General features: G+C 60.7%; 17 protein-coding genes, 1 pseudogene and 1 riboswitch. Of the genes and pseudogenes, 9 read left to right on the forward strand and 9 right to left on the reverse strand.

Features of this window, described 5'->3' with window-relative positions:
- Window positions 1–6: 6 nt before the first annotated feature.
- A complete protein-coding gene (locus AB4O35_RS10580) occupies window positions 7–267 on the forward strand; it encodes a putative signal transducing protein (RefSeq protein WP_065875071.1) in 261 nt (86 codons plus the stop codon).
- Between the two features lie 36 nt (window positions 268–303).
- Entirely contained in the window at window positions 304–924 is a 621-nt protein-coding gene (locus AB4O35_RS10585) for an SOS response-associated peptidase (protein WP_065875070.1), read from the forward strand.
- Window positions 925–980: 56 nt separating this feature from the next.
- On the opposite strand, the gene AB4O35_RS10590 is transcribed toward AB4O35_RS10585, so the two are convergent.
- Window positions 981–1,823 (reverse strand): methyl-accepting chemotaxis protein, encoded by an 843-nt coding sequence (locus AB4O35_RS10590; protein ID WP_405045950.1) that lies wholly within the window; start codon window positions 1,821–1,823, stop codon window positions 981–983.
- A 15-nt stretch (window positions 1,824–1,838) separates the two neighbouring features.
- A pseudogene (locus AB4O35_RS10595) lies at window positions 1,839–3,182 on the reverse strand (methyl-accepting chemotaxis protein); the annotation flags it as partial.
- 179 nt (window positions 3,183–3,361) lie between these two features.
- Here AB4O35_RS10595 and AB4O35_RS10600 point away from each other — a divergent pair.
- Window positions 3,362–4,180, forward strand: coding sequence for a M48 family metallopeptidase (locus AB4O35_RS10600; protein WP_065879601.1), 819 nt, complete (start codon window positions 3,362–3,364; stop codon window positions 4,178–4,180).
- A gap of 121 nt (window positions 4,181–4,301) precedes the next feature.
- On the opposite strand, the gene AB4O35_RS10605 is transcribed toward AB4O35_RS10600, so the two are convergent.
- The 3 genes from AB4O35_RS10605 to AB4O35_RS10615 all read right to left on the reverse strand — a co-directional run bounded on the left by AB4O35_RS10605 (window position 4,302) and on the right by AB4O35_RS10615 (window position 7,141).
- Entirely contained in the window at window positions 4,302–4,886 is a 585-nt protein-coding gene (locus tag AB4O35_RS10605; RefSeq protein WP_049709951.1) for a TMEM165/GDT1 family protein, read from the reverse strand.
- A gap of 88 nt (window positions 4,887–4,974) precedes the next feature.
- A riboswitch (yybP-ykoY riboswitch) is annotated at window positions 4,975–5,096 on the reverse strand.
- Window positions 5,097–5,146: 50 nt separating this feature from the next.
- Window positions 5,147–6,145, reverse strand: coding sequence for a class I SAM-dependent methyltransferase (locus tag AB4O35_RS10610; RefSeq protein ID WP_065945264.1), 999 nt, complete (start codon window positions 6,143–6,145; stop codon window positions 5,147–5,149).
- Between the two features lie 30 nt (window positions 6,146–6,175).
- A complete protein-coding gene (locus tag AB4O35_RS10615; protein ID WP_065879599.1) occupies window positions 6,176–7,141 on the reverse strand; it encodes a 2-hydroxyacid dehydrogenase in 966 nt (321 codons plus the stop codon).
- Between the two features lie 85 nt (window positions 7,142–7,226).
- Between AB4O35_RS10615 and AB4O35_RS10620 the strand changes: the two genes are divergently transcribed.
- From AB4O35_RS10620 to AB4O35_RS10640, 5 genes are all read left to right on the forward strand, one after another.
- A complete protein-coding gene (locus tag AB4O35_RS10620; RefSeq protein ID WP_003188636.1) occupies window positions 7,227–7,859 on the forward strand; it encodes a LysE family translocator in 633 nt (210 codons plus the stop codon).
- A 276-nt stretch (window positions 7,860–8,135) separates the two neighbouring features.
- The gene (locus tag AB4O35_RS10625; RefSeq protein WP_065945263.1) at window positions 8,136–9,818 is read left to right on the forward strand and encodes a fatty acid--CoA ligase; all 1,683 of its coding nucleotides are present in this window, start codon (window positions 8,136–8,138) and stop codon (window positions 9,816–9,818) included.
- Between the two features lie 330 nt (window positions 9,819–10,148).
- Entirely contained in the window at window positions 10,149–12,008 is a 1,860-nt protein-coding gene (locus AB4O35_RS10630; protein WP_065875064.1) for a DUF1302 domain-containing protein, read from the forward strand.
- A 28-nt stretch (window positions 12,009–12,036) separates the two neighbouring features.
- Entirely contained in the window at window positions 12,037–13,401 is a 1,365-nt protein-coding gene (locus tag AB4O35_RS10635; RefSeq protein ID WP_065875063.1) for a DUF1329 domain-containing protein, read from the forward strand.
- A 187-nt stretch (window positions 13,402–13,588) separates the two neighbouring features.
- A complete protein-coding gene (locus tag AB4O35_RS10640; protein WP_065910590.1) occupies window positions 13,589–16,318 on the forward strand; it encodes a LuxR C-terminal-related transcriptional regulator in 2,730 nt (909 codons plus the stop codon).
- A gap of 12 nt (window positions 16,319–16,330) precedes the next feature.
- Here the strand turns inward: AB4O35_RS10640 and AB4O35_RS10645 are convergent, their stop codons facing one another.
- The 4 genes from AB4O35_RS10645 to AB4O35_RS10660 are packed head-to-tail and all read right to left on the reverse strand — an operon-like array spanning window position 16,331 to window position 19,776.
- The gene (locus tag AB4O35_RS10645) at window positions 16,331–16,891 is read right to left on the reverse strand and encodes a PqiC family protein (protein WP_065875061.1); all 561 of its coding nucleotides are present in this window, start codon (window positions 16,889–16,891) and stop codon (window positions 16,331–16,333) included.
- Between the two features lie 17 nt (window positions 16,892–16,908).
- On the reverse strand, window positions 16,909–18,564 hold the full coding sequence (locus AB4O35_RS10650; RefSeq protein WP_065875060.1) for a PqiB family protein: 1,656 nt from the start codon (window positions 18,562–18,564) through the stop codon (window positions 16,909–16,911).
- Window positions 18,545–19,189, reverse strand: a complete 645-nt coding sequence (locus AB4O35_RS10655; protein WP_065875059.1) for a paraquat-inducible protein A — start codon at window positions 19,187–19,189, stop codon at window positions 18,545–18,547. Before AB4O35_RS10655 ends, AB4O35_RS10650 begins: the two co-directional genes overlap by 20 nt.
- Window positions 19,186–19,776: a paraquat-inducible protein A gene (locus AB4O35_RS10660; RefSeq protein WP_065910587.1), complete on the reverse strand. Its 591-nt coding sequence runs from the start codon at window positions 19,774–19,776 to the stop codon at window positions 19,186–19,188. The genes AB4O35_RS10655 and AB4O35_RS10660 overlap by 4 nt, the downstream gene beginning before the upstream one ends.
- Before the next feature lie 162 nt (window positions 19,777–19,938).
- On the opposite strand from AB4O35_RS10660, the gene AB4O35_RS10665 reads away from it, so the two are divergent.
- Window positions 19,939–20,583, forward strand: a complete 645-nt coding sequence (locus AB4O35_RS10665) for an MBL fold metallo-hydrolase (RefSeq protein ID WP_012722282.1) — start codon at window positions 19,939–19,941, stop codon at window positions 20,581–20,583.
- The last annotated feature ends 147 nt before the right edge of the window (window positions 20,584–20,730 follow it).

Below are 20,730 nucleotides of genomic sequence, written 5' to 3' on the forward strand. Positions count from 1 at the left end.
ACGCCCATGCAGCGAATCTACGAACCGGAAAACCTGATGGAAGGCGAGTTGCTGCAACAGATGCTCGCCAGCGAAGGTATCGAGGCCCACCTGGTGGGCCGCCATTTGCTCGGCGGCACCGGCGAACTGCCCATCTTCGGCTTGCTGGGCCTGGAGGTGGACAACGACCGGGCCGTGGATGCGCGTGAACTGATCACCGCCTACATCGGCGCGCAACCCCTGCCGGGTGATGAACCTGACAGCTTCCCCGGCGTTCTGGTCTGTTAGGCTGTCGGTCGGTTTACCCAAGAGTCATGTTGCCCCATGTGTGGACGTTATGCCCTGTTTCGCTGGAACCCCGCTTTTGCTGCCTTGCCGGGTTTCCCGGCCGACCAGCAGGCCCAGTGGAACATCTCCCCGAACGATTCGGTGCTGATCCAGCGCACCACCGACGGCCAGCTCACCCTGGCGCGGGCCCGCTGGGGCCTGACACCGCCCTGGCTGACCGACCTTTCGCGCACGCCGGCCCATGCCCGCGCCGAAACCCTGGCCGAACAACCGATGTTTCGCGAAGCGTTCCGCCTGCGCCGTTGCCTGCTGCCGGCCAATGGGTTCTACGAATGGCGCGGCACCCAGCGCAAACGTCCGTACTGGCTGACGCCAGGAGAGGGTTCCACCTTGTTTTTTGCCGCGATCTGGGAAGCGTATCCGGTGCAGGAACAGGTGTGGCTGAGCACGGCGGTGGTGACCCAGGCTGCGCAGAGCCAGCGTCGGCCGCTGATCCTGGATGCGGCGGGGCAGGCGGCCTGGCTCAATCCCGAAACACCGTTGCACGTGTTGCAAGGGCTATTGGCAAGTGAACCCACCGCGTTGCGCGAGCGGGTGCTGGCCAACATGGTCAATGATCCGAAGCTCAATGGGCCGGAGTGCTTGACCCCGGCGTGATCCCGTAGGGTGTGTATTGGCTTGCCTGCGATGGGGTCCTCAAGATCCCCGAAAGCTTAAACTTTGAACTGATTGATCAAGCGCCGCTGCTGCTCCGCCAGCTTGGTCAAATCCGCACTGGCCGCGCTGGATTCATCCGCGCCTCCCGCCACTTCATTGGCAACCTGGCCGATGTTGATCACGTTACGATTGATGTCCTCGGCTACCGCGCTCTGCTCTTCGGCCGCACTGGCGATCTGGGTGTTCATGTCGTTGATCACCGACACCGCCTGGGTGATGGTTTCCAGCGCTTCGGCCGCCTTCGCCGCGTGTTGCACGCTTTCATCGGTGCGGCTTTGGCTGTCCTCCATCACCCGTACCACGTCCCGCGTGCCTTGTTGCAACTGCTGGATCATGGTCTGGATTTCTTCAGTGGCTTTTTGAGTCTTCTGCGCCAGGTTGCGCACTTCGTCAGCGACGACGGCGAAACCCCGGCCTTGCTCGCCGGCACGCGCCGCCTCAATTGCAGCATTGAGCGCCAGTAGGTTGGTCTGCTCGGCGATACCGCGAATTGCCGTAAGGATGGCGTTGATGTTCTCGCTGTCCTTGGCGAGGGTTTGCACCACGCCCACGGCCTTGCCAATTTCTGCGGCCAACGCGCCAATCGAGGTGGATGTGTCGCGCACAATCCGCATGCCCTGGCTCGCGGCCTGATCGGCATGGCTGGCGGCTTGCGCGGCCTGGGTAGCGTTGCGCGCAACGTCTTGCGCAGTGGCGGTCATCTCATGCACGGCGGTGGCCACTTGGTCGATTTCAACCATTTGTTTATGCACGCCCTGGTTGGTGCGAATCGCAATATCAGCCGTGTGCTCCGACGAGTCACTGACCTTCTGCACTGAACTCACCACCTGGGTGATCATGCCTTGCAGCTTGATCAGGAAGGTGTTGAAGCCGTTGGCGATCGCGCCCAGTTCATCGGCGCGATCGCTGGTCAGGCGCCGCGTCAGGTCGCCTTCGCCCTGGGCGATGTCATTGAGCATCGCCACCATTTGCTTGAGCGGACGGGCGATGCCGTGGCCTACCAGCCAGATCACCAGCAAGCCGGCACCGGCGATCAATAGGCCGGCAATGGTCATGCCGAAGATATCGGTCTTGCGCTGGGCTTCCAGGTCGCTTTGCAATTTCTGCGAGTCGGCCATCACTGCGCCCAGGGGCAACTGCATCATCAGGGTCCAGCGCGCGTCGGTCTGGCCGATGCTGAAGGGCAGGAACAGCTCGATATGCCCGTGTTCCCGGTCGATGTCGTAGCGCACTTCACCGGTTTTGAGTTGGCCGAGGTTGGCCAGTTCGTTGCCGTCGAGCAAGTCGCTGGCTTTTTCACCGAGCTTGCTGGCGTCCTTGGTATAGGCCACAAGGCGTCCGTTACTGGAGATCAGCGCCAGTTCACCGGCACCGTCGTAGAGTTTCTGATCGGCGCTGGTGAGCATGTCCTGGATGAAATTGACCGAGAGATCGGCACCGACGATGCCCTGGAAGGTGCCGTCGATCAGGATCGGCTCGATAAAAGAAGCCAGCATCACCATCGCATTGCCCACCTTGTAAGGGGCCGGGTCGATGGCGCAGGCTTTTTTGCTTTCCCTGGAGCACAGGTAGTACTCGCTGGCACGCACCCCGGTGGAGAGGATTTTCTGGTCGGCCACGTCGGCGAGTTTATCCAGGCCCAGGCTGCCATCCGCGTTGCGGTACCACCACGGTAGGAAACGTCCGTCGGCACCCATGCCAAGAATGGAGCTGTTCACGTAGGCCGTGTCGTTGTGATCAATGGCATTGGGCTCCCAGCCAATGTAGGCACCGAGGATCTTCGGGTTGCGCACCACGGTTTCATGCAGCAGGTTGATCAATTGTTCGCGGCCGACCTGCAGGGCAGGTTCGCCCTTGGCGTCTTTCATGCCGAGCAGGGCGTTGGCGGTGGCCAGGCTCTTGGCGGTCACCAGCGGGGCTTCCAGCTCACGCTGGATCAACGTGGCCTGGGTGTGCGCCAGGGCGGTGAGGCGTTGCTCGACAATCTGCTCGAACTGAGCCTGGGTGCGCTCCTGCACCATCGCCTGGGTTCGCGCGCCGGCAAACAAGGCGTAAAGCACCAGCACAGCGACCACACTCAGAACAATAGCGCCAGCCAGTGCCGCGACAGAAAACTGAATCGACTTGAATTTCATGAGAACTCCGGGCACAGAGGGGAGGGTCCGCCTTTTTGTATCGGCCACGGCCGCGGTGGGCATGAGCGTTTTTCCGACAAAAATGTCAGGGGTGTCGCGAATGGAATGCCCGCCGCCGTTGATGGGATAGGTGAGATGTATCCGAAAATCGTGAGTTACACGTCTGCTGTATCTGGCGCAGATACAAATGTGCGCCTACGATACGCGCCATATTTCAGGGCGTATTTTCAGGGAGAGTGTTCATGAAGAAGTCATTGGTTATAAGTGGTTTGGTTGCAGCGATGCTGCTGGCCGGGTGTCAGTCGGTCAATACCACCAGCGGCGGCGCCGTTGGAGTGGAGCGCAAGCAGTACATGTTCAGCATGCTGTCGAGCCAGGAAGTCGACCAGATGTATGCCCAGTCCTACCAGCAGACGTTGGGCGAAGCCAGCAGCAAAGGCCAGTTGGACAAGACCAGTGCCAACGCCAAGCGCGTGCAGGCCATTGCCAAGCGTTTGATTGCCCAGGCGCCGACCTTCCGCCCCGATGCTGCGCAGTGGAAGTGGGAAGTGAACCTGATCAAGAGCGACGAGATGAACGCCAACTGTGGGCCTGGCGGCAAGATCTTCGTGTACAGCGCGTTGATCGATAACCTCAAGCTCACGGATGACGAACTGGCCGCCGTGATGGGCCATGAAATCGCCCACGCCTTGCGTGAGCATGGCCGCGAAGCCATGTCCAAGGCCTACGGGATCGAGATGGCCAAGCAGGGCGCCGGTGCGTTGTTCGGCCTCGGCCAGGACAGCCTGGCACTGGCCGATACGGTGGCCAACTACGGCATGACCTTGCCCAACAGCCGCAGCAATGAAAACGAAGCGGACTTGATCGGCCTGGAACTGTCGGCCCGCGCCGGCTACAACCCGAACGCGGCCATCACGCTGTGGAACAAAATGGCCAAGGCTTCGGAAGGCGCACCGCCGGAGTTCATGAGTACTCACCCGGCTTCCGACAGCCGGATTGCCTCGTTGCAGGCGGCGATTCCGAAGGTGATGCCGCTTTACCAGCAGGCCAAAAAATCCTGAGTTAACGCAGATCAATGTGGGAGCCGGGCTTGCCCGCGATGCAGGCAACTCGGTCTCTCAGCTGCACCGGGTTGATGCCATCGCAGGCAAGCCAGCTCCCACAGAGATCGGGTTTGCAGCCTTAGATCCAGCCGCTGCTTTGCATGGCCTTGTACACCGCCACGATAGCCAGGATGAAAAACGCCGTAGCTGCCAACCGGCGAATCAAGGTCAACGGCAGTTTCTCCGCCGCAAAATTACCCGCCAATACCACCGGCACGTTGGCAATCAGCATGCCCACGGTCGTCCCGATAATCACCAGCCAGAGTTCCGGATACTGCGCCGCCAGCATGACCGTGGCGATCTGCGTCTTGTCACCGATTTCGGCGAGGAAGAACGCAATCAGCGTGGTCAGGAACGGTCCGAATTTGCGCGTGGTGCTGGCTTCGTCATCGTCGAGTTTGTCCGGCACCAGGGTCCACAAGGCCGTGGCGCAGAAGCTTGCCGCCAGGATCCAGTGCAATACCGCGTCGGAGAAGAAGCTCCCGAACCAGGCGCCAACGGCACCGGCGGCCGCGTGGTTGGCCAGGGTCGCGGCAACAATGCCGGCGATGATCGGCCAGGGCTTGCGAAAGCGAGCAGCAAGGATGAGCGCGAGCAGTTGCGTCTTGTCGCCGATTTCGGCCAAGGCAACGATTGCGGTAGGAACGAGTAATGAATCCAGCATCAGGTAGGTTTCCAGGGGCGGGTCGACACGGCTATGACACGTACAGCCTTCCCGCCCCGGGTAAGGTGTGCGTGTCATAGGTCTTGTCAAACCCCGGTCCGTCTGTGCGGACTCCTGGGTCGCATACGCCATGGTCTGTTGACCAAGTATGTTGACGTATGCCGGACGAGCGTGGCGCTCGTGGGAGACTACTCCCCTAGGACGGAGCGGATTCTGCCTAGGCAAATTCCATTCGGCAAGCCTTCTTTTTCAAACGCCCGTCAGCCGCGCTTGGCACGGTAGATGCGAAAACCATTGCCTTCAGCCTTGACCGCACAAATACCCAGATGCTCTTCAATCAAGGGTTGGTACTTGAGGAAACTGTTTGCGACTACGCGAAGTTCGCCGCCTTTTGCCAGATGTTTGCCGGCTTTTCGCAGCAGGTTTTCTGTGGCGAAGTAATCGGTGTGCACGCCGACATGGAACGGCGGGTTGGTCAGAATCGCGTTCAAACCCGTCGGCGCTGCGTCAATGCCATCACCGGTCAGCACCTCGGCTTCCAGGCCGTTGGCGGCCAGGGTAAGACGGCTGCTGGCGGCGGCAAACGCGTCCACGTCGAGCATCGTAACGGTGTTGTGTGGGTAGCGGCGTTTTACCGCAGCACCCAGCACACCGGCACCGCAACCGAAGTCCAGCAGATGGCCGCTCGGCAGTTTATCCAGGTGCTCCAGCAACAGCTCGGTACCGCGATCCAGGCGACCATGGCTGAACACACCGGGCAAGCTCACCACCTTGAGTGGCCCCTCAGCCAAAGGCACATCGAACACCTGAGCCAGGCTCTCCAGCTCGACCGCTTGCGGGGCATTGGCCACGGTGACTTGCCACAGTTGGCAATGCCGCGCGTTGTCGAGCTTGCGCGGTTTGCCGAAGGGGATCATCTGCTTGGCGGCGCTCTCGATACCGCCTTTTTTCTCCCCTACCAGATACACCTCAGCGCCGGGCAAGCGCGCGGCTACGGCGTTGAGCAGGTAGTCGGTGAGGTCCTTGGACTTGGGCAGGAAGATGACCGCCGCCTCGAATTCGCGCTCTGGCACATTCACGCCAAATTGGCTGCGCTCGGGGAAGCGTGCGTCCAGCGCGGCCTGGTCGCCGGCATGCCAGCACCAGCCGCGCGCGTTGGGCAGGCGACCGAGCAGGTCGTCGGCGGGCAAACCTACCAACAGCAGGTTGCCTTGAAAAAGTTCGGCCTGACGAAGCAGTACTTCACTGCGCGGATCCATGGTCTGCTCCTTGAAAAGGGGCGCAGTTTATCAACTCACGACGCGCAGCGGGGCGCCGCTGAAAAAGCCCCGGGCGTTTTCCGCCAACTGACCAACAATGCGCTGGCGCGCCTCGCGACTGCCCCAGGCATTGTGCGGGGTGACGATCAGCCGGGGGATATCGCCGGCCAGCAGCGGGTTGCCGTTCACCGGCGGCTCAACGCTCAGCACATCGGTCGCCGCGCCGCCCAGGTGGCCGTTGCGCAATGCATCGGCCAGGGCTTGCTCGTTGATCAATCCGCCGCGCGCGGTGTTGACCACAAACGCGCCGGGCTTGAGCAGCGCCAATTCGCGGGCGCCGATAAAGTCGCGGGTGTGGTCGTTGAGCGGGCAGTGCAAGGTGAGCGCGTCAACCTGCGCCAACAGTTCATCCAGCGGCACGCGATCAGCGCGGGCAGGGCGGCCCGGAATGGCGCCCAGTAACACGCGCATGCCAAAGGCTTCAGCCAGGCGCGCGACTGCGCTGCCCAATTCGCCGTGGCCGAGCAAACCAAGGGTTTTACCTTCCAGCTCGACAATCGGATGGTCCAGCAGGCAGAACTGTTTGGCTTCCTGCCACTTGCCGGCGCGCACATCCCGTTGATAATCCTTCAAGCGCGTCGCCAGGTTGAGCAACAACATGATCGTGTGCTGCGCCACCGACGGCGTGCCGTAGCCCTGGCAGTTGCTCACGGTAATGCCACGGGCACGGGCGGCTTCGAGGTCAACGTTGTTGGTGCCGGTGGCAGACACCAGGATCAGCTTGAGCGCCGGGCAGGCCGCCAGGGTTTCGCTGTTGAGGGCGATCTTGTTGCTGATCGCAACCTGGGCGCCTTGCAGGTGTTCGATCACGTTCAGCGGCGTGGTGTCGCTGAACAAGTGCAGGTCGCTGAAGCTGTTGCGCAGTTCGCTGAGGTCGAGGTCCCCCAAGTCCAGGGACGGGTGATCAAGGAAGACGGCGCGGCGATTGTTCGTCATCAACTGTACCTTTGTGCGACAGGGTTCGAAGGCGTAATCTGCCGAGCCTATCAGATGAAATAATCAGTTACTTAATGGAGTGCGTATGTACGTCGCCGAGTTTTTGACCGTAGCGCTGATTCACTTATTGGCGGTGGCCAGCCCCGGCCCGGATTTCGCGGTGGTGGTGCGTGAAAGTGTGACCCACGGCCGCCGTGCAGGGACCTGGACCGCGTTGGGCGTGGGGTCGGCTATTTTCCTGCACGTGGGGTATTCGTTGCTCGGTATCGGCTTGATCGTCTCCCAGTCCATCGTGCTGTTCAACGCGCTGAAATGGGCGGCGGCGGCCTACCTGCTGTACATCGGCTTCAAGGCTTTGCGCGCGCAGCCGGCCAAGCCTGCGGCCGAGGGTGAGTTGCATCGCGAAGCGGGCGAACGCACGCCCCGTGGCGCGTTTACCGCAGGTTTTGTGACCAATGGCTTGAACCCCAAGGCCACGTTGTTCTTCTTGTCGTTGTTCACCGTGGTGATCAACCCGCACACGCCACTGGCGGTCCAGGCCGGTTACGGCGTGTACCTGGCGGTGGCCACGGCGCTGTGGTTCTGCCTGGTGGCGATGCTGTTCAGCCAGCAACGCGTGCGCGCCGGGTTTGCGCGGATGGGACATTGGTTCGATCGGACCATGGGTGCGGTGTTGATTGCGATTGGGGTGAAGCTGGCGTTTACCAGCATGAAGTAAGGCTGGATAAGTAAGACCGAATGCAAGTGGGCACGGTCCATGTGTGAGCCGGGCTTGCCCGCGATGCAGGCGCCTCGGTATTTCCGATGTACCGAGGCGTTGCTATCGCAGGCAAGCCAGCTCCCCACCTTGGAGCGCTGCATGTCCCCGATGCTGGCGCAAAGCTAGCATTCATTGGGCGCTGCAAATCATTCCTTTGGCTGATTTGGCTGAAACATAAGGTCTCTAAAGTGCAGGTCTTCAAGCCAAGACCGTGCAGTCATAAAAGGGATTCGTATGTTGCAGACCCGTGTCATTCCGCCCGCCGAAGGTGCGTACCAATACCCGCTGCTGATCAAGCGCCTGCTGATGTCCGGGACCCGTTACGAGAAAACCCGGGAAATCGTCTACCGCGATAAGTTGCGCTACACCTATCCAACCCTGATCGAACGGGTTGCGCGCCTGGCCAATGTGCTGACCGAAGCCGGGGTCAAGGCCGGTGACACCGTGGCGGTGATGGACTGGGACAGCCATCGCTACCTGGAGTGCATGTTCGCCGTCCCGATGATCGGCGCGGTAATCCACACCATCAACGTGCGCCTGTCGCCGGAACAGATCCTGTACACCATGAACCATGCCGAGGACCGCTTCGTGCTGGTCAACAGCGAGTTCGTGGGTCTCTACCAGGCCATTGCCGGGCAACTCACTACCGTTGACAAGACGTTGTTGCTCACCGATGGCGAGGCCAAGACCGCCGAGCTGCCAAACCTGGTAGGCGAGTACGAAACCCTGCTGGCCGCTGCCAGCCCGAAGTACGACTTCCAGGACTTCGACGAACACTCCGTCGCCACCACCTTCTACACCACTGGCACCACCGGCAACCCCAAGGGCGTGTACTTCACTCATCGCCAATTGGTGCTGCACACCATTGGCGTGGCGACCATCATGGGCAGTGTCGACAGCGTGCGCCTGCTCGGCACCAATGACGTGTACATGCCGATCACGCCGATGTTCCACGTGCACGCCTGGGGCCTGCCGTACGTGGCGACCATGCTCGGTTTGAAGCAGGTCTACCCCGGCCGCTACGACCCGGAATACCTGGTGGAGCTGTGGCGCAAGGAAAAGGTCACTTTCTCCCATTGCGTGCCGACCATCCTGCAAATGGTGCTCAATGCAAAAGCCGCCCAGGACGTGGATTTTGGCGGTTGGAAAATCGTCATTGGCGGCAGCGCGCTCAACCGCACCCTGTATGAAGCATCCAAGGCCCGTGGCATTCAACTGACCGCAGCCTATGGCATGTCTGAGACCGGGCCGCTGGTGTCCTGCGCGCACCTCAACGAAGAGCTGATGGCGGGCACCGAGGATGAGCGCACCACCTACCGCATCAAGGCCGGCGTGCCAGGGCCCTTGGTGGAAGCCGCGATCATCGACAGCGACGGCCATTTCCTGCCCGCCGACGGCGAGTCCCAGGGCGAACTGGTATTGCGTGCACCGTGGCTGACCGAAGGTTATTACAACGAGCCGCAGAAGGGCGCCGAGCTGTGGGCGGGCGGCTGGATGCACACCGGCGACGTGGCGACGCTGGATGCCTTTGGCGTGATCGATATTCGCGACCGCATCAAGGATGTGATCAAGACCGGCGGCGAGTGGATCTCTTCCCTGGCCCTCGAAGACCTGGTCAGCCGTCACCCGGCGGTACGCGAAGTAGCGGTGGTGGGCATCGCCGACCCGCAGTGGGGGGAACGCCCGTTTGCGTTGTTGGTGGTGCATGATGGCCATGTGATAGGGGCCCGCGAGCTCAAGGAACACCTCAAGCCGTTCGTGGAGCTGGGCCACTTGAGCAAGTGGGCGATTCCAAGCCAGATCGCTGTTGTTACTGAAATTCCCAAGACCAGCGTCGGCAAGCTCGACAAAAAACGTATCCGCATTGACATCATCGAATGGCAGGCCAACAACAGCACGTTCCTGTCCACCCTCTGAGCTGATTCGCCGTGCCCTTGTTGCACGGCGATGCTCTATCTCGCGCCTTCACTTGTGATTTGCCAATTTTCAGCCATCCTTCCCGCGTCGGCCTTCGTCGACGTGGCGAAAGGGTCGTGGCAGACGGGTTGCTGATGCAAATCACACTTTAGAGGGATCAAGCACTACCCCCTGCTGGCTATAGTCCCTTCCAGAGTTTTTCAAGGATGCGGTGCTGCGGACCATGGAGGTTCAGTTGCAGTCCGGCATTGGAATCGTTGTATTCCGGCCGTTACAAGCATCACAGAACGAACTCACTGCCATAACAATAATGCACATGGAGTAGCGTCGATGACCTCAGTAAACCAGTTCTGGCGCCGGGCTAAATTGCCCCTGGCCGTCAGTCTCGCCTCTACGCTCGCCGGGCCCGCATTCGGCGTCAGTTTCAATATCGGTGAAATCGAAGGGAGTTTTGACTCGTCTCTTTCCGTGGGGGCGAGCTGGTCGACGGCCAAGCCCAATCAGGATCTGATCGGTGTTAACAACGGTGGCAATGGCCTGTCCCAGACGTCCGATGACGGCCACCTGAACTTCAAGCGTGGCGAGACGTTCTCGAAAATCTTCAAGGGCATCCATGATCTAGAGCTGAAATACGGCGACACCGGCGTATTTGTGCGTGGCAAGTACTGGTATGACTTCGAACTCCAGGACGAGAGTCGCGAGTTCAAGGACATCAGCAACAGCAATCGCAAAGAGGGCGCCAAGTCCTCCGGCGGGCAAATTCTCGATGCTTTCGTTTACCACAACTACTCGATTGCTGATCAGCCCGGCAGCGTGCGGCTCGGTAAGCAAGTGGTGAGCTGGGGTGAAAGTACCTTCATCGGTGGGGGCATCAACTCCATCAACCCGATCGACGTGTCTGCGTTCCGTCGTCCGGGGGCTGAGGTCAAGGAAGGCTTGATTCCGGTCAACATGTTCTATGTGTCGCAGACGCTGACCGATAACTTGTCGGCGGAAGCGTTCTATCAGTTGGAATGGGACCAGACGGTTACCGATAACTGCGGGACATTCTTCTCTCAGCCGGACGTCATCTCTGATGGTTGCGACAACAACCTACGGGTGTTGAACAAGCGCTCTCGCATCTCGCCTCTTGCTTATCCAACCCTCAATACTTTGGGTGTTGATGTGAACGAAGAGGGCGTATTGGTGCGCCGTGGTCCTGACCGTGATGCTCGCGACAGCGGTCAGTTTGGCGTTGCCATGCACTACAACTTCGAGCCGTTGGACACCGAGTTCGGCGCTTACTTCATGAACTATCACAGCCGTGCGCCGATTTTCAGTGCACAAGGTGCGCCAGCGTCAGCGTACAACCGTCCTCTGGGTGGGCTGGCGGCGCTACGCCCGGTGATTGTGGCGGGTAGCTCCAACTACTTCGTCGAATACCCGGAAGACATCCGTCTTTACGGCTTGAGCTTTTCCACCACGCTGCCTACCGGTACCGCATGGAGCGGTGAGTTGAGCTACCGGCCAAACGCACCGGTGCAACTGAGCACCACCGACATACTCTATGCGGGCGTCACGCCTATTACCGGCTTTGGCAACGCTTCGGTGCTCAAAGGCTCGCCTGGTCAAGACCTGCATGGTTACAACCGCAAGGAAGTCACGCAGTTCCAGACCACATTCACGCACTTCTTTGATCAGGTGATGGGCGCGAGCCGCTTGACCACGGTGGGCGAGATTGGGGTGACTCACGTGGGCGGCCTGGAGAGCAAATCAGAGGCTCGTTATGGCCGCGACCCGGTATTTGGTCCAGGTACGTTGCCCGGTGGTTTCTGCAATACGCTCAATAACTCGACCGCCGTAGGTGCCGGCCTGGGTAATGCCAATGGGCTGAATACCAACTGCAACAACGATGGCTTTACCACGGCCACTTCCTGGGGCTACCGCGCTCGGGCAATCTGGGAATACCCGGATGTCTTCGCCGGCGTCAACCTTAAGCCAAACGTGGCGTGGTCCCATGACGTCAAGGGTTACTCCCCTGGTCCTGGCGCTAACTTCGAAGAAGGTCGCAAGGCTGTCAGCCTGGGTCTGGACGCCGAGTACCAGAACACCTACACCGCCAGCCTGAACTACACGAACTTCTTCGGCGGCGATTTCAGCACAGTGAATGACCGCGACTTTGTCGCTTTGAGCTTCGGCGCGAACTTCTAAGCACACTGCATTTCAGGAAGACCAGAACATGAAAATAACCAAAAGTCTGTTGCACGTGGGTGTGCTTGGGCTGTCGATCCTGGCGAGCAACGTCATGGCGGCAGTGTCGGCGGATGAAGCCGCCAAGCTGGGCACGAGTCTGACCCCGATGGGCGCCGAGATGGCCGGTAACGCTGCAGGCACCATTCCTAAGTGGTCGCCGCTGCCTACCAACGCCGGTGCCGTCGACGCCCGTGGGTTCCTGGCCAACCCTTACGCCAGTGAACAACCGCAATTCACCATCACCGCGCAAAACGTCGAGCAGTACAAAGACAAGCTGGCGCCGGGTCAGTACGCGATGTTCAAGCGCTACCCCGAGACCTTCAAGATGCCGGTCTACCCGACCCATCGCGGCGCTACCGTGCCGGCTGATGTGTTCGCCGCTATCAAGAAGAACGCCACCACCACCAACCTGGTGTCCGGCGGCAACGGCCTGGAAAACTTCGAAACCGCCGTGCCGTTCCCGATTCCAAAAAGCGGCGTTGAAGTCATCTGGAACCACATCACCCGTTATCGCGGTGGCAGCGTGACCCGTCTGGTAACCCAGGCTACGCCACAAACCAACGGTTCCTACAGCCTGGTGTACTTCCGCGACCAGTTTGTGTTCCGTGACAAGATGAAAGACTTCGACCCGAAAAACCCGGGCAACGTGCTGTTCTACTTCAAGCAGCAAGTGACCGCGCCGGCCCGTCTGGCCGGTGGTGTGCTGCTGGTGCACGAAACCCTGGACCAGGTGAAGGAGCCTCGTTCGGCCTGGGTCTACAACGCCGGCCAGCGCCGTGTGCGCCGGGCGCCGCAAGTGTCCTATGACGGCCCAGGTACCGCCGCTGACGGCCTGCGTACCTCCGACAACCTCGACATGTACAACGGCGCACCGGACCGCTACGACTGGAAGTTGGAAGGCAAGAAAGAAATCTACATCGCCTCCAACAGCTACAAGATCGACGATCCGAAGCTCAAGTACGCCGACATCATCAAGGCCGGCCACATCAACCAGGACCTGGCTCGCTACGAGCTGCGCCGCGTCTGGCATGTAGTCGCCACCTTGAAAGAAGGTCAGCGCCACATCTACGCCAAACGTGATTTCTTCATCGACGAAGACACCTGGCAAGCAGCGGTCATCGACCACTACGACGGCCGTGGCCAACTGTGGCGCGTGGCTGAAGCGCATGCCGAGAACTACTACGACAAGCAAGTGCCGTGGTACGCCCTGGAAACCCTCTACGACCTGCAGTCCGGCCGCTACCTTGCACTGGGCATGAAGAACGAAGAGAAACAGGCGTATGACTTCGGTTTCACCGCCACCACCAGCGACTTCACCCCAGCGGCCCTGCGCCAGGATGGCGTGCGCTAAGCTGAGTTAACCGAGGCCGCATCCTCGGAAAAAAGCCCCGACCCGTTCGGGGCTTTTTTATGTGGCGAATTTTTTTGTCGCAGTTCTTTTTCAGACAAATGTTGCAAAGATCTACAAACCTGCTGCTTTTACCGCTAGTCTGCGGACATCTGCAATGCCGACAACAGCCTTCTACAAGAGCCCGGCGATGACTGATTTGTCCCGAATCCAAGGGCCTGCCAGTGCGGTAATTCCCACCCTGGAAGGTCGCTTCTACAGGCCACCGCTGCCTGACGGCTACGTGCTGCGTCCGCGCCTGTGCGAACGCCTGAGTGCTGGCCTGCAAGGGCGGCTGCTGCTGGTCAGTGCACCGGCAGGGTTCGGCAAGAGTTCGTTGGCGGTGGAGTTCTGCCAGAGCCTGCCGGCCCATTGGCAAAGCCTGTGGCTGGGCCTGAGCCCACGGGATAACGACCCCGGCCGTTTCCTTGAGCGCCTGCTCGACGGTTTACAGCAATTTTTCCCGCAACTCGGCGCCCAATCCCTGGGCCTGCTGAAAATGCGCCAGCGTCACCAACCCTTTGCCTTTGAAGAATGGCTGGACGGACTGCTCGATGAGCTGACCGTGCACCTGTCCCCGCGCGCGCCGTTGTTATTGGTACTGGATGACTACCATCTGGCCCAGGGGCCGGTGCTCGACCGGTGCCTGCAGTTTTTCCTCAACCATTTGCCCGATGGCCTGGTGGTGCTGGTCACCAGCCGTCAGCGCCCGGACTGGCATCTGGCGCGGCTGCGTTTATCGCGCCACCTGCTGGAGTTGCACGAACAGGATTTGCGCCTGACGCACAGCGAATCCCTGGCGGTGCTGGATCGCCACAGCAGTTCCTTGCGCGGCGAAGCCCTCGACAACCTGATCCGCCGCAGCGAAGGCTGGGTTGCCGGGCTGCGTTTCTGGTTGCTCGCCGCCTCCGAGGCCGGCAACGACGGGGCATTGCCGCAGAGCTTGCACGGCGGCGAAGGGCTGATCGGCGATTATTTGCTTGAAGAGGTGATCGACTGCCTGCCCGCCGAAGTGCAGGCGTTTTTGTACGACACAGCCCCTCAGGATCGGTTTTGCAGCGAACTCTGCGACGCGGTGCGCGAAGCCCATGACAGCGCTGAAATCCTGCGTTACCTGCAAGCCCACCAAGTGTTCCTGGTGCCTCTGGACGAGCAGGGCCACTGGTACCGTTATCACCATTTGTTTTCAGACCTGCTGCGCACCCGCCGCGCCAGCAGCAATGTGCTGCCGCCGGCCAGCCTGTACCTGCGCGCGTGCCGCTGGTTCAATGCCCAGGGCTTGATCGATGAGGCCGTGGAGCAAGCGTTGCGCGCCGGCCATCTGGATGTCGCCGCCAACCTGGTTCAGAACCTGTCCGAGGAGCAACTGCTGGCCGAGCAGAACGTGGGCATGCTGCTGCGTTGGAAAATGGACTTGCCCGACAGCTTGCTGATCAGTACGCCGCGCCTGATTGTTCTCTACAGCTGGGCCTTGGGCCTGGCCTGCCAGTTGGATGCGGCGGAAGAATTATCCAGCTACCTCAGCCGCTTCCTGCCAGCACCGTCGGCCACGGCGCAAAAATCGATGCTGGCACAGTGGCTGGCGCTGAGCGGGATCATCGCCCGGGGCCGGGGCGATCGCGAGCTGACCCAGCGCTATTGCAGCGAGGCGCTGGAAAGCCTGCCGCAACGGCGTTACGGCCAGCGGTTGATGTGCCTGTCGACCCTTTCCAACCTGGCCATTGTCGATGCCGACCTGTGGCGTGCGCGTGGCTTGAATCGCGAATCCCTGGAGTTGGCGCAGCGCGTCGGCAACCCATTGTTCGAGGCCCTGGCCCATTACGACCGTGCGCGTGTGTTGCAGGCCCGCGGTGAAATCCTGCGTTCCCTGGATGAAGTGCATCAGGGCCTGCAACGCCTGCAGGGCTTAGCGCCGCAGCGGTTGTACGCGGTGCGCGCGCGGTTGTCACTCTACGAAGGTTTTTTGCTGCTGGTGCGGCTACAACCCGAAGCCGGACTCGCCCGCTTACGCGCCGGGCTCGTCGAAGCCCGTGCCTGCCGCGACATCAGTGTGTTGATCGGGCATTGCGTGATCGCCAATTTCGAAGGCCGCCGTGGTGACTTCGGCAAAGCCTTTGCTGAACTCGCCGAGGCCGAGCGCCTGATGCATATCTGGGACGTGCCGCCGATCTACTACCTGGCAATGATCACCCTGATCAAATGCGAACTGTGGCTGGCCCAGGGCCGTACAGATCTGGCCGACGCCTGGCTGACCCGCCTGGGGCAGACCTACAACGGTGAGCAGGCCGCCGCCGCGCCGGAATTTCACCCGCACCTGCCACAACATATCGAGCTTCAACAAGCGGCGCTGGATGCCACTCGCCATCAACCTGTTGCCGCATTGCAACGGCTTGAAGCGTTGGCGCAGCAGGCGCACAACAGCGGCCGCCAGATGATTGCCCTGATGGCGCTGACGCAGCAGGCCCAGTTGCTCTTGGAAAGTGGCCAGGAAGCCAAGGCGCGCGCGGTTCTGGTCCAGGCCCTTGAGGCCGGCGCCGGGGGCGCGCTGCAACCTTTCCAGCGCTTGTTGGAAGGGCACCCTGGCTGGATGCGCGAGCAATTGGGCAAGGATGCGCATGGCCTGCTGAACCAGAGTTTGCTGGTGCTTCTGCCGACGGTGGTGACACCCGAGGTAGCGCCGGCTCACGAAACCTTGAGCGCGCGTGAGTTGGCAGTGCTGAAACTGATTGCCCAAGGCTGCTCGAACCAGGAAATCAGTAACCAGCTGTTCATCTCACTGCACACCGTGAAGACCCACGCCAGCCACATCAACAGCAAGTTAGGGGTGGAGCGGCGGACCCAGGCGGTGGCCCGTGCCAAGGCAATGGGACTGCTGGCGTAGACCCTCCGAAGTCTATGGCGCGCTTGGGCACTGGTTGGACGGCCTGTCGACTGCCTGGCGAATCTGCGCCGCGAAGCGTTTGAGATTGTTCTGGTGGGCGAGCACCAAGTCGTCAATGCTCGCGCCGGCCGGCGACTGCAAGGTGGTGCGGCAGGTCAGCGGCACGCGATCACTGCCGCTGGCCGGCCGCAGACGCCATTTGACGTCGAGCAGTGCGTACTGGCCGGGCACGGAGTCAAAGCGCTGCACCTCAAGGCGCAACAGCATGGGTTGTCGAGGGTTGCTGTTAGCCAATTGGTCCACCAGCGCGCTCCTCAACTCATCCACCAGGCTGGCAGCCCACCACTGGGTGTCCAGGATCGCGACGCCGCTGTTGCCTTGGCGAACCACAATCTGCGGGCGGTCGACTTGTGGTGGCACACTGATACTTTCGATTTTTATCCCACCCGCGTCGGCCCCGGTGGTGTTGCTCCACTGCGCCGGGGTCAGGGTATGAAAAGTAATCGGTGTACTGCTGCATGCCCCCAGCGCGAGCAATGCGCTGAGCAGGGTGATTTTCAACGGTAACGTCATGGCGCTTGCTCCACGGTTCATTTGCGCGGCGGTCCTTGCAGGTCCAATGGGGCGGCGTTGTCTGGGCGGCCGCGAATCAGTGATTCCGGGTGTCGGCCCAGGTAGTCCGACAGCTCGCGCAAGGAACGCGACATGCGACCTAGCTCATCCAGGGTCTGGGTCAGTTGCTCGCGTTGCGGTGAGTCTTCGGCCAGGGTCGAGCTGGCCGATTGCAATGTCTTGCTCACGTCAGCCAGGGTGTTCTGGACGCTGGGCAAGGTCTTGGCGTTGAACTGGGTCAGTCCTTTGCGCAGTTCCACGAGGTTGCTGTCGAGGTTGCCGGCGATACGTTCGATCGGTAGCTGGTTGATCTTGTTGACGATGTTTTCGAGTTTTTCCTGCAACTGTTCCAGGTTGCCAGGAATCGTGGGAATGCTGACCGGACGCGCCTTGGGATCAAACGCCACCTTCTCGGCTTTCGGGTAGAAGTCCAGGGCGATGTATAACTGGCCGGTCAGCAAATTGCCGCTGCGCGCCTGGGCCCTCAGGCCGTTTTCGATAAACGAGCCGATCAGGCGCACACCGGCGGCTTCATCATTGGGGTCATGGTTCATCGTCTTGAGCAACTTGGTATGGGCCTGACCGAGCAATTGCGGGTAGATCACGATGCCGACGTTGAGCGGAAAGCTGCGCTTCTTCGCGTCGAAATCCAGGTTGATCGACACCACCTTGCCAAACTCGACGCCGAGGAATTCCACCGGTGCGCCGACCTTGAGCCCGCGCAGAGCCTGGTCGAAGCGCAGGCTCATGTATTGCCCCTGGCCGTTGGGCGGGGCGAGGGCGGCGAGCTGATCGTCGAACAGTTCAAACGTGCGTTCTTCACCGGCCGGCTTGTCGTTGGGGCTGTAAGGCGGTGCGAGGAAAGCGATACCGCCGACCAGCATGGACGACAGCGATTCGGTTTTCAGCGCGAAGCCATTGGCGCCCACACTCAGGTCGATGCCGCTGGCGTTCCAGAACCGCGTGTTTTCGGTGACGTAGACATCGTTGGGCGCGTGCACGAACACCTCGATATCGACGCCCTTGCCTTCGGCATCCAGCTTGTACGCCACGACCTGGCCGACCTCGATTTTGCGGTAATACACCGGCGAGCCGATATCCAGCGAACCCAGGTTCTGCGTGTGCAGGGTGAAGCGCTTGCCCGGTTCGCCGTAAGTGATGGGCGGCGGGTTTTCCAGGCCGGTAAACTGTTTGGCGCGGGTCTCGGACTGGCCAATGTCGGCGCCGATGTAGTCGCCAGAGAGCAGGGTATCAATGCCCGACACGCCGCCTGCGCCGATACGCGGGCGTACTACCCAGAACTGCGAGTCGGCGCGGGTAAAGCTGTCGGCCTGCTTGGCCAGTTTCACGGTGGCGTTGACGCTTTTCTGGTCGTCACTCAAGGCCACTTCGGTCACTTGGCCGATCACCACGTTGCGGTATTTGACCTCGGTTTTATTCGCGGTCAGGCCACTGCCGGTCTTGAAGTTAAGGATGATGGTCGGGCCTTGCTGAAGCACGCTGTGAACCACCAGCGAAATCCCCACCAACACCGCAACGATCGGTACGATCCAAACCAGCGAAACGCTGAAACGCCGAGTCTTGACGGCCGGCGAGCCTGGGGATTGCGGGGTGTCAGGGGTGGGTGACGTCATCCGAGGTATCCTTGGTGTGTGGGGGTTCCCAGATCAGCCTCGGGTCGAAGCTCATGGCGGCCAGCATGGTAAACACCACCACCAGGCCGAAAAACAGAATGCCCAGGCGTGGCTCGATAGTGCCCAGGGCCTGGAACTTGACCAACGCGGCCACCAGCGCAACCACGATCACGTCGAGCATGGACCAGTAGCCGATCAGTTCGACAAACCGAAACAGCTTCGAGCGCTCCTTGCGCGCCCAGCGGCTGTTGCGCTGCACGGTGACCAGCAGCAGCGTCAACGACACAAACTTGATGCCCGGCACCGCGATGCTGGCGATGAAAATAATCAGCGCAATGTCCCACGCACCATGCTGCCAGAACTCCAGCACGCCGCTCATGATGGTGCTGTCTGCGCCTGAACCGAGCATGGTGGTGTTCATCACCGGCAGCAGGTTGGCCGGCACATAAAACGCCAGCGCCGTCAGCATATAGGCCCAGGTACGGGTCAGCGAGTTGACTTTGCGCCGGTGCAGGGGGGCGTCACAGCGCTGGCATTCCGGCGCGCCGGTGCTGATGTCGGCAGACAGGCCGCAACTGTGGCACAGGCACAGGTTAAGCTCGCTGGCAGTCGGTGGCGGGTTCATACGGCGTCCCACAGGTCGCGCACGTCACGACCGGCAATGCGGATCAGCAACAGGCTGAGCGCCGCCAGGGCAAAAAGCCCGGTGCCGGGGATCACATCCAGCATACCGGCCAGCTTGAACACGGCCACCATCGCACCAAGCAGGCACACTTCCAGCATGCTCCAAGGTCTGAGCGCTTCCAGCCAGCGCATGCATCGCTTGAAGGCGGGCGAACGTCTGCCCGAGAGGGCAAAACTCAGCACCCAGGTCAGCAGCAATAGCTGAAACACCGGTGCGATGATGATGGAAATAGCGGCCACCAAGGCGATAAAGGTAATCGGCCCCAGACTCAGCGCAACCACTGAATCCCACAGGGTGGCGCTGTTTTTCAGTCCTTGCAGGCTGATGCTCATCACCGGATAGAAATTGGCGAAAGTCCATAACACGGCGGCGGTCAGCGTCAGGGCAAGACGCTGTTGGACTGACAGGCCGTTGTAACGCTGGAGTACGCCCGCGCAGCGCACGCAATGGGCTTTTTGATGTTTGGCGAGCGTGACTTTTTCGTACACACAGTCGCAGTGCTCGCAGATGATCAGCTGATTCGCCATGGGGCTCGCTCCAGCGCGGCGCGGTTGCGGTCTTGGATTGTTCTTCAATGGCGCTTGGAAAGCTTAGCCGTTGGTACTCGGGACGCAATGCTCCCTTTCGGGTCAGGGGTATCGTCAACCATACTCTGTGCCGAATATGCCATAGAGCCTGCTGGAGCACCGATGAATATTGAACACGCCGCACTCATCCGCGAGACCTTTCCCGTCGGCCCGCTGCAGTGCAACTGCACCATCATCGGCGACCCGATCAGCAAAAAAGCCATCGTGGTCGACCCGGGTGGCAACCATGAGCTGATCCTGGCGCGCCTTGATGCATTGGGCCTCAAGGTCGTGAGCATTATCCACACCCATGCCCATCTCGATCACTTCCTGGCGTCCGGGCAGTTGAAAGAGAAGACCGGCGCCACACTGCACTTGCACAAGGAGGATCAATTCCTCTGGGACAATCTGGAAATGCAATGCCAGATGTTTCGCGTTCCCTACACCCCGGTGCCTTCGCCTGATCGCTGGCTGGAAGATGATGAGGAATTGGCCTGCGGCTGCGGTGTGGCGTTGCACACACCGGGGCATACGCCGGGGTCGATGAGCTTCTGGTTTGCCGATGCCAAGCTGCTGATTGCGGGTGACACGTTATTTCGTCGCGGTATCGGGCGTACAGATTTGTGGGGCGGGGACCAGGCGACCATTGTGCGTTCGATCAAGCAGCGCTTGTATACCTTGGATGAGGGCGCAACGGTGGTAACCGGTCACGGCCCCGATACCCGGTTGGGGGATGAAATGCGCGAGAACCCTTTTGTGCGGGCGTAACGGAATAGTTGCCACGCAGGTGCTGTTCTATAGCGGGCACGCCTTGTAGCAAAAACTCAGGTCGTGTTCAGCGTGCGTCTGCTACGGTTTTTGTAGCCACGGAATTTTTACCGTTTGTCGCGTTCCAAACTCGGCACAGGTCCATTG

It is taken from the genome of Pseudomonas sp. H1_A03 (assembly GCF_054685145.1).

Excerpts from the sequence above, each read along its gene's own strand:
- AB4O35_RS10650 (WP_065875060.1), bottom strand. The coding sequence starts at position 18,564 with ATGACGTCACCCACCCCTGACACCCCGCAATCCCCAGGCTCGCCGGCC.
- AB4O35_RS10610 (WP_065945264.1), bottom strand. The coding sequence starts at position 6,145 with ATGGATCCGCGCAGTGAAGTACTGCTTCGTCAGGCCGAACTTTTTCAA.
- AB4O35_RS10580 (WP_065875071.1), top strand. The coding sequence starts at position 7 with ATGCAGCGAATCTACGAACCGGAAAACCTGATGGAAGGCGAGTTGCTG.
- AB4O35_RS10655 (WP_065875059.1), bottom strand. The coding sequence starts at position 19,189 with ATGAACCCGCCACCGACTGCCAGCGAGCTTAACCTGTGCCTGTGCCAC.
- AB4O35_RS10660 (WP_065910587.1), bottom strand. The coding sequence starts at position 19,776 with ATGGCGAATCAGCTGATCATCTGCGAGCACTGCGACTGTGTGTACGAA.
- AB4O35_RS10585 (WP_065875070.1), top strand. The coding sequence starts at position 304 with ATGTGTGGACGTTATGCCCTGTTTCGCTGGAACCCCGCTTTTGCTGCC.
- AB4O35_RS10615 (WP_065879599.1), bottom strand. The coding sequence starts at position 7,141 with ATGACGAACAATCGCCGCGCCGTCTTCCTTGATCACCCGTCCCTGGAC.
- AB4O35_RS10645 (WP_065875061.1), bottom strand. The coding sequence starts at position 16,891 with ATGACGTTACCGTTGAAAATCACCCTGCTCAGCGCATTGCTCGCGCTG.
- AB4O35_RS10620 (WP_003188636.1), top strand. The coding sequence starts at position 7,227 with ATGTACGTCGCCGAGTTTTTGACCGTAGCGCTGATTCACTTATTGGCG.
- AB4O35_RS10605 (WP_049709951.1), bottom strand. The coding sequence starts at position 4,886 with ATGCTGGATTCATTACTCGTTCCTACCGCAATCGTTGCCTTGGCCGAA.
- AB4O35_RS10600 (WP_065879601.1), top strand. The coding sequence starts at position 3,362 with ATGAAGAAGTCATTGGTTATAAGTGGTTTGGTTGCAGCGATGCTGCTG.
- AB4O35_RS10630 (WP_065875064.1), top strand. The coding sequence starts at position 10,149 with ATGACCTCAGTAAACCAGTTCTGGCGCCGGGCTAAATTGCCCCTGGCC.
- AB4O35_RS10590 (WP_405045950.1), bottom strand. The coding sequence starts at position 1,823 with ATGATCACCCAGGTGGTGAGTTCAGTGCAGAAGGTCAGTGACTCGTCG.
- AB4O35_RS10625 (WP_065945263.1), top strand. The coding sequence starts at position 8,136 with ATGTTGCAGACCCGTGTCATTCCGCCCGCCGAAGGTGCGTACCAATAC.
- AB4O35_RS10665 (WP_012722282.1), top strand. The coding sequence starts at position 19,939 with ATGAATATTGAACACGCCGCACTCATCCGCGAGACCTTTCCCGTCGGC.
- AB4O35_RS10635 (WP_065875063.1), top strand. The coding sequence starts at position 12,037 with ATGAAAATAACCAAAAGTCTGTTGCACGTGGGTGTGCTTGGGCTGTCG.
- AB4O35_RS10640 (WP_065910590.1), top strand. The coding sequence starts at position 13,589 with ATGACTGATTTGTCCCGAATCCAAGGGCCTGCCAGTGCGGTAATTCCC.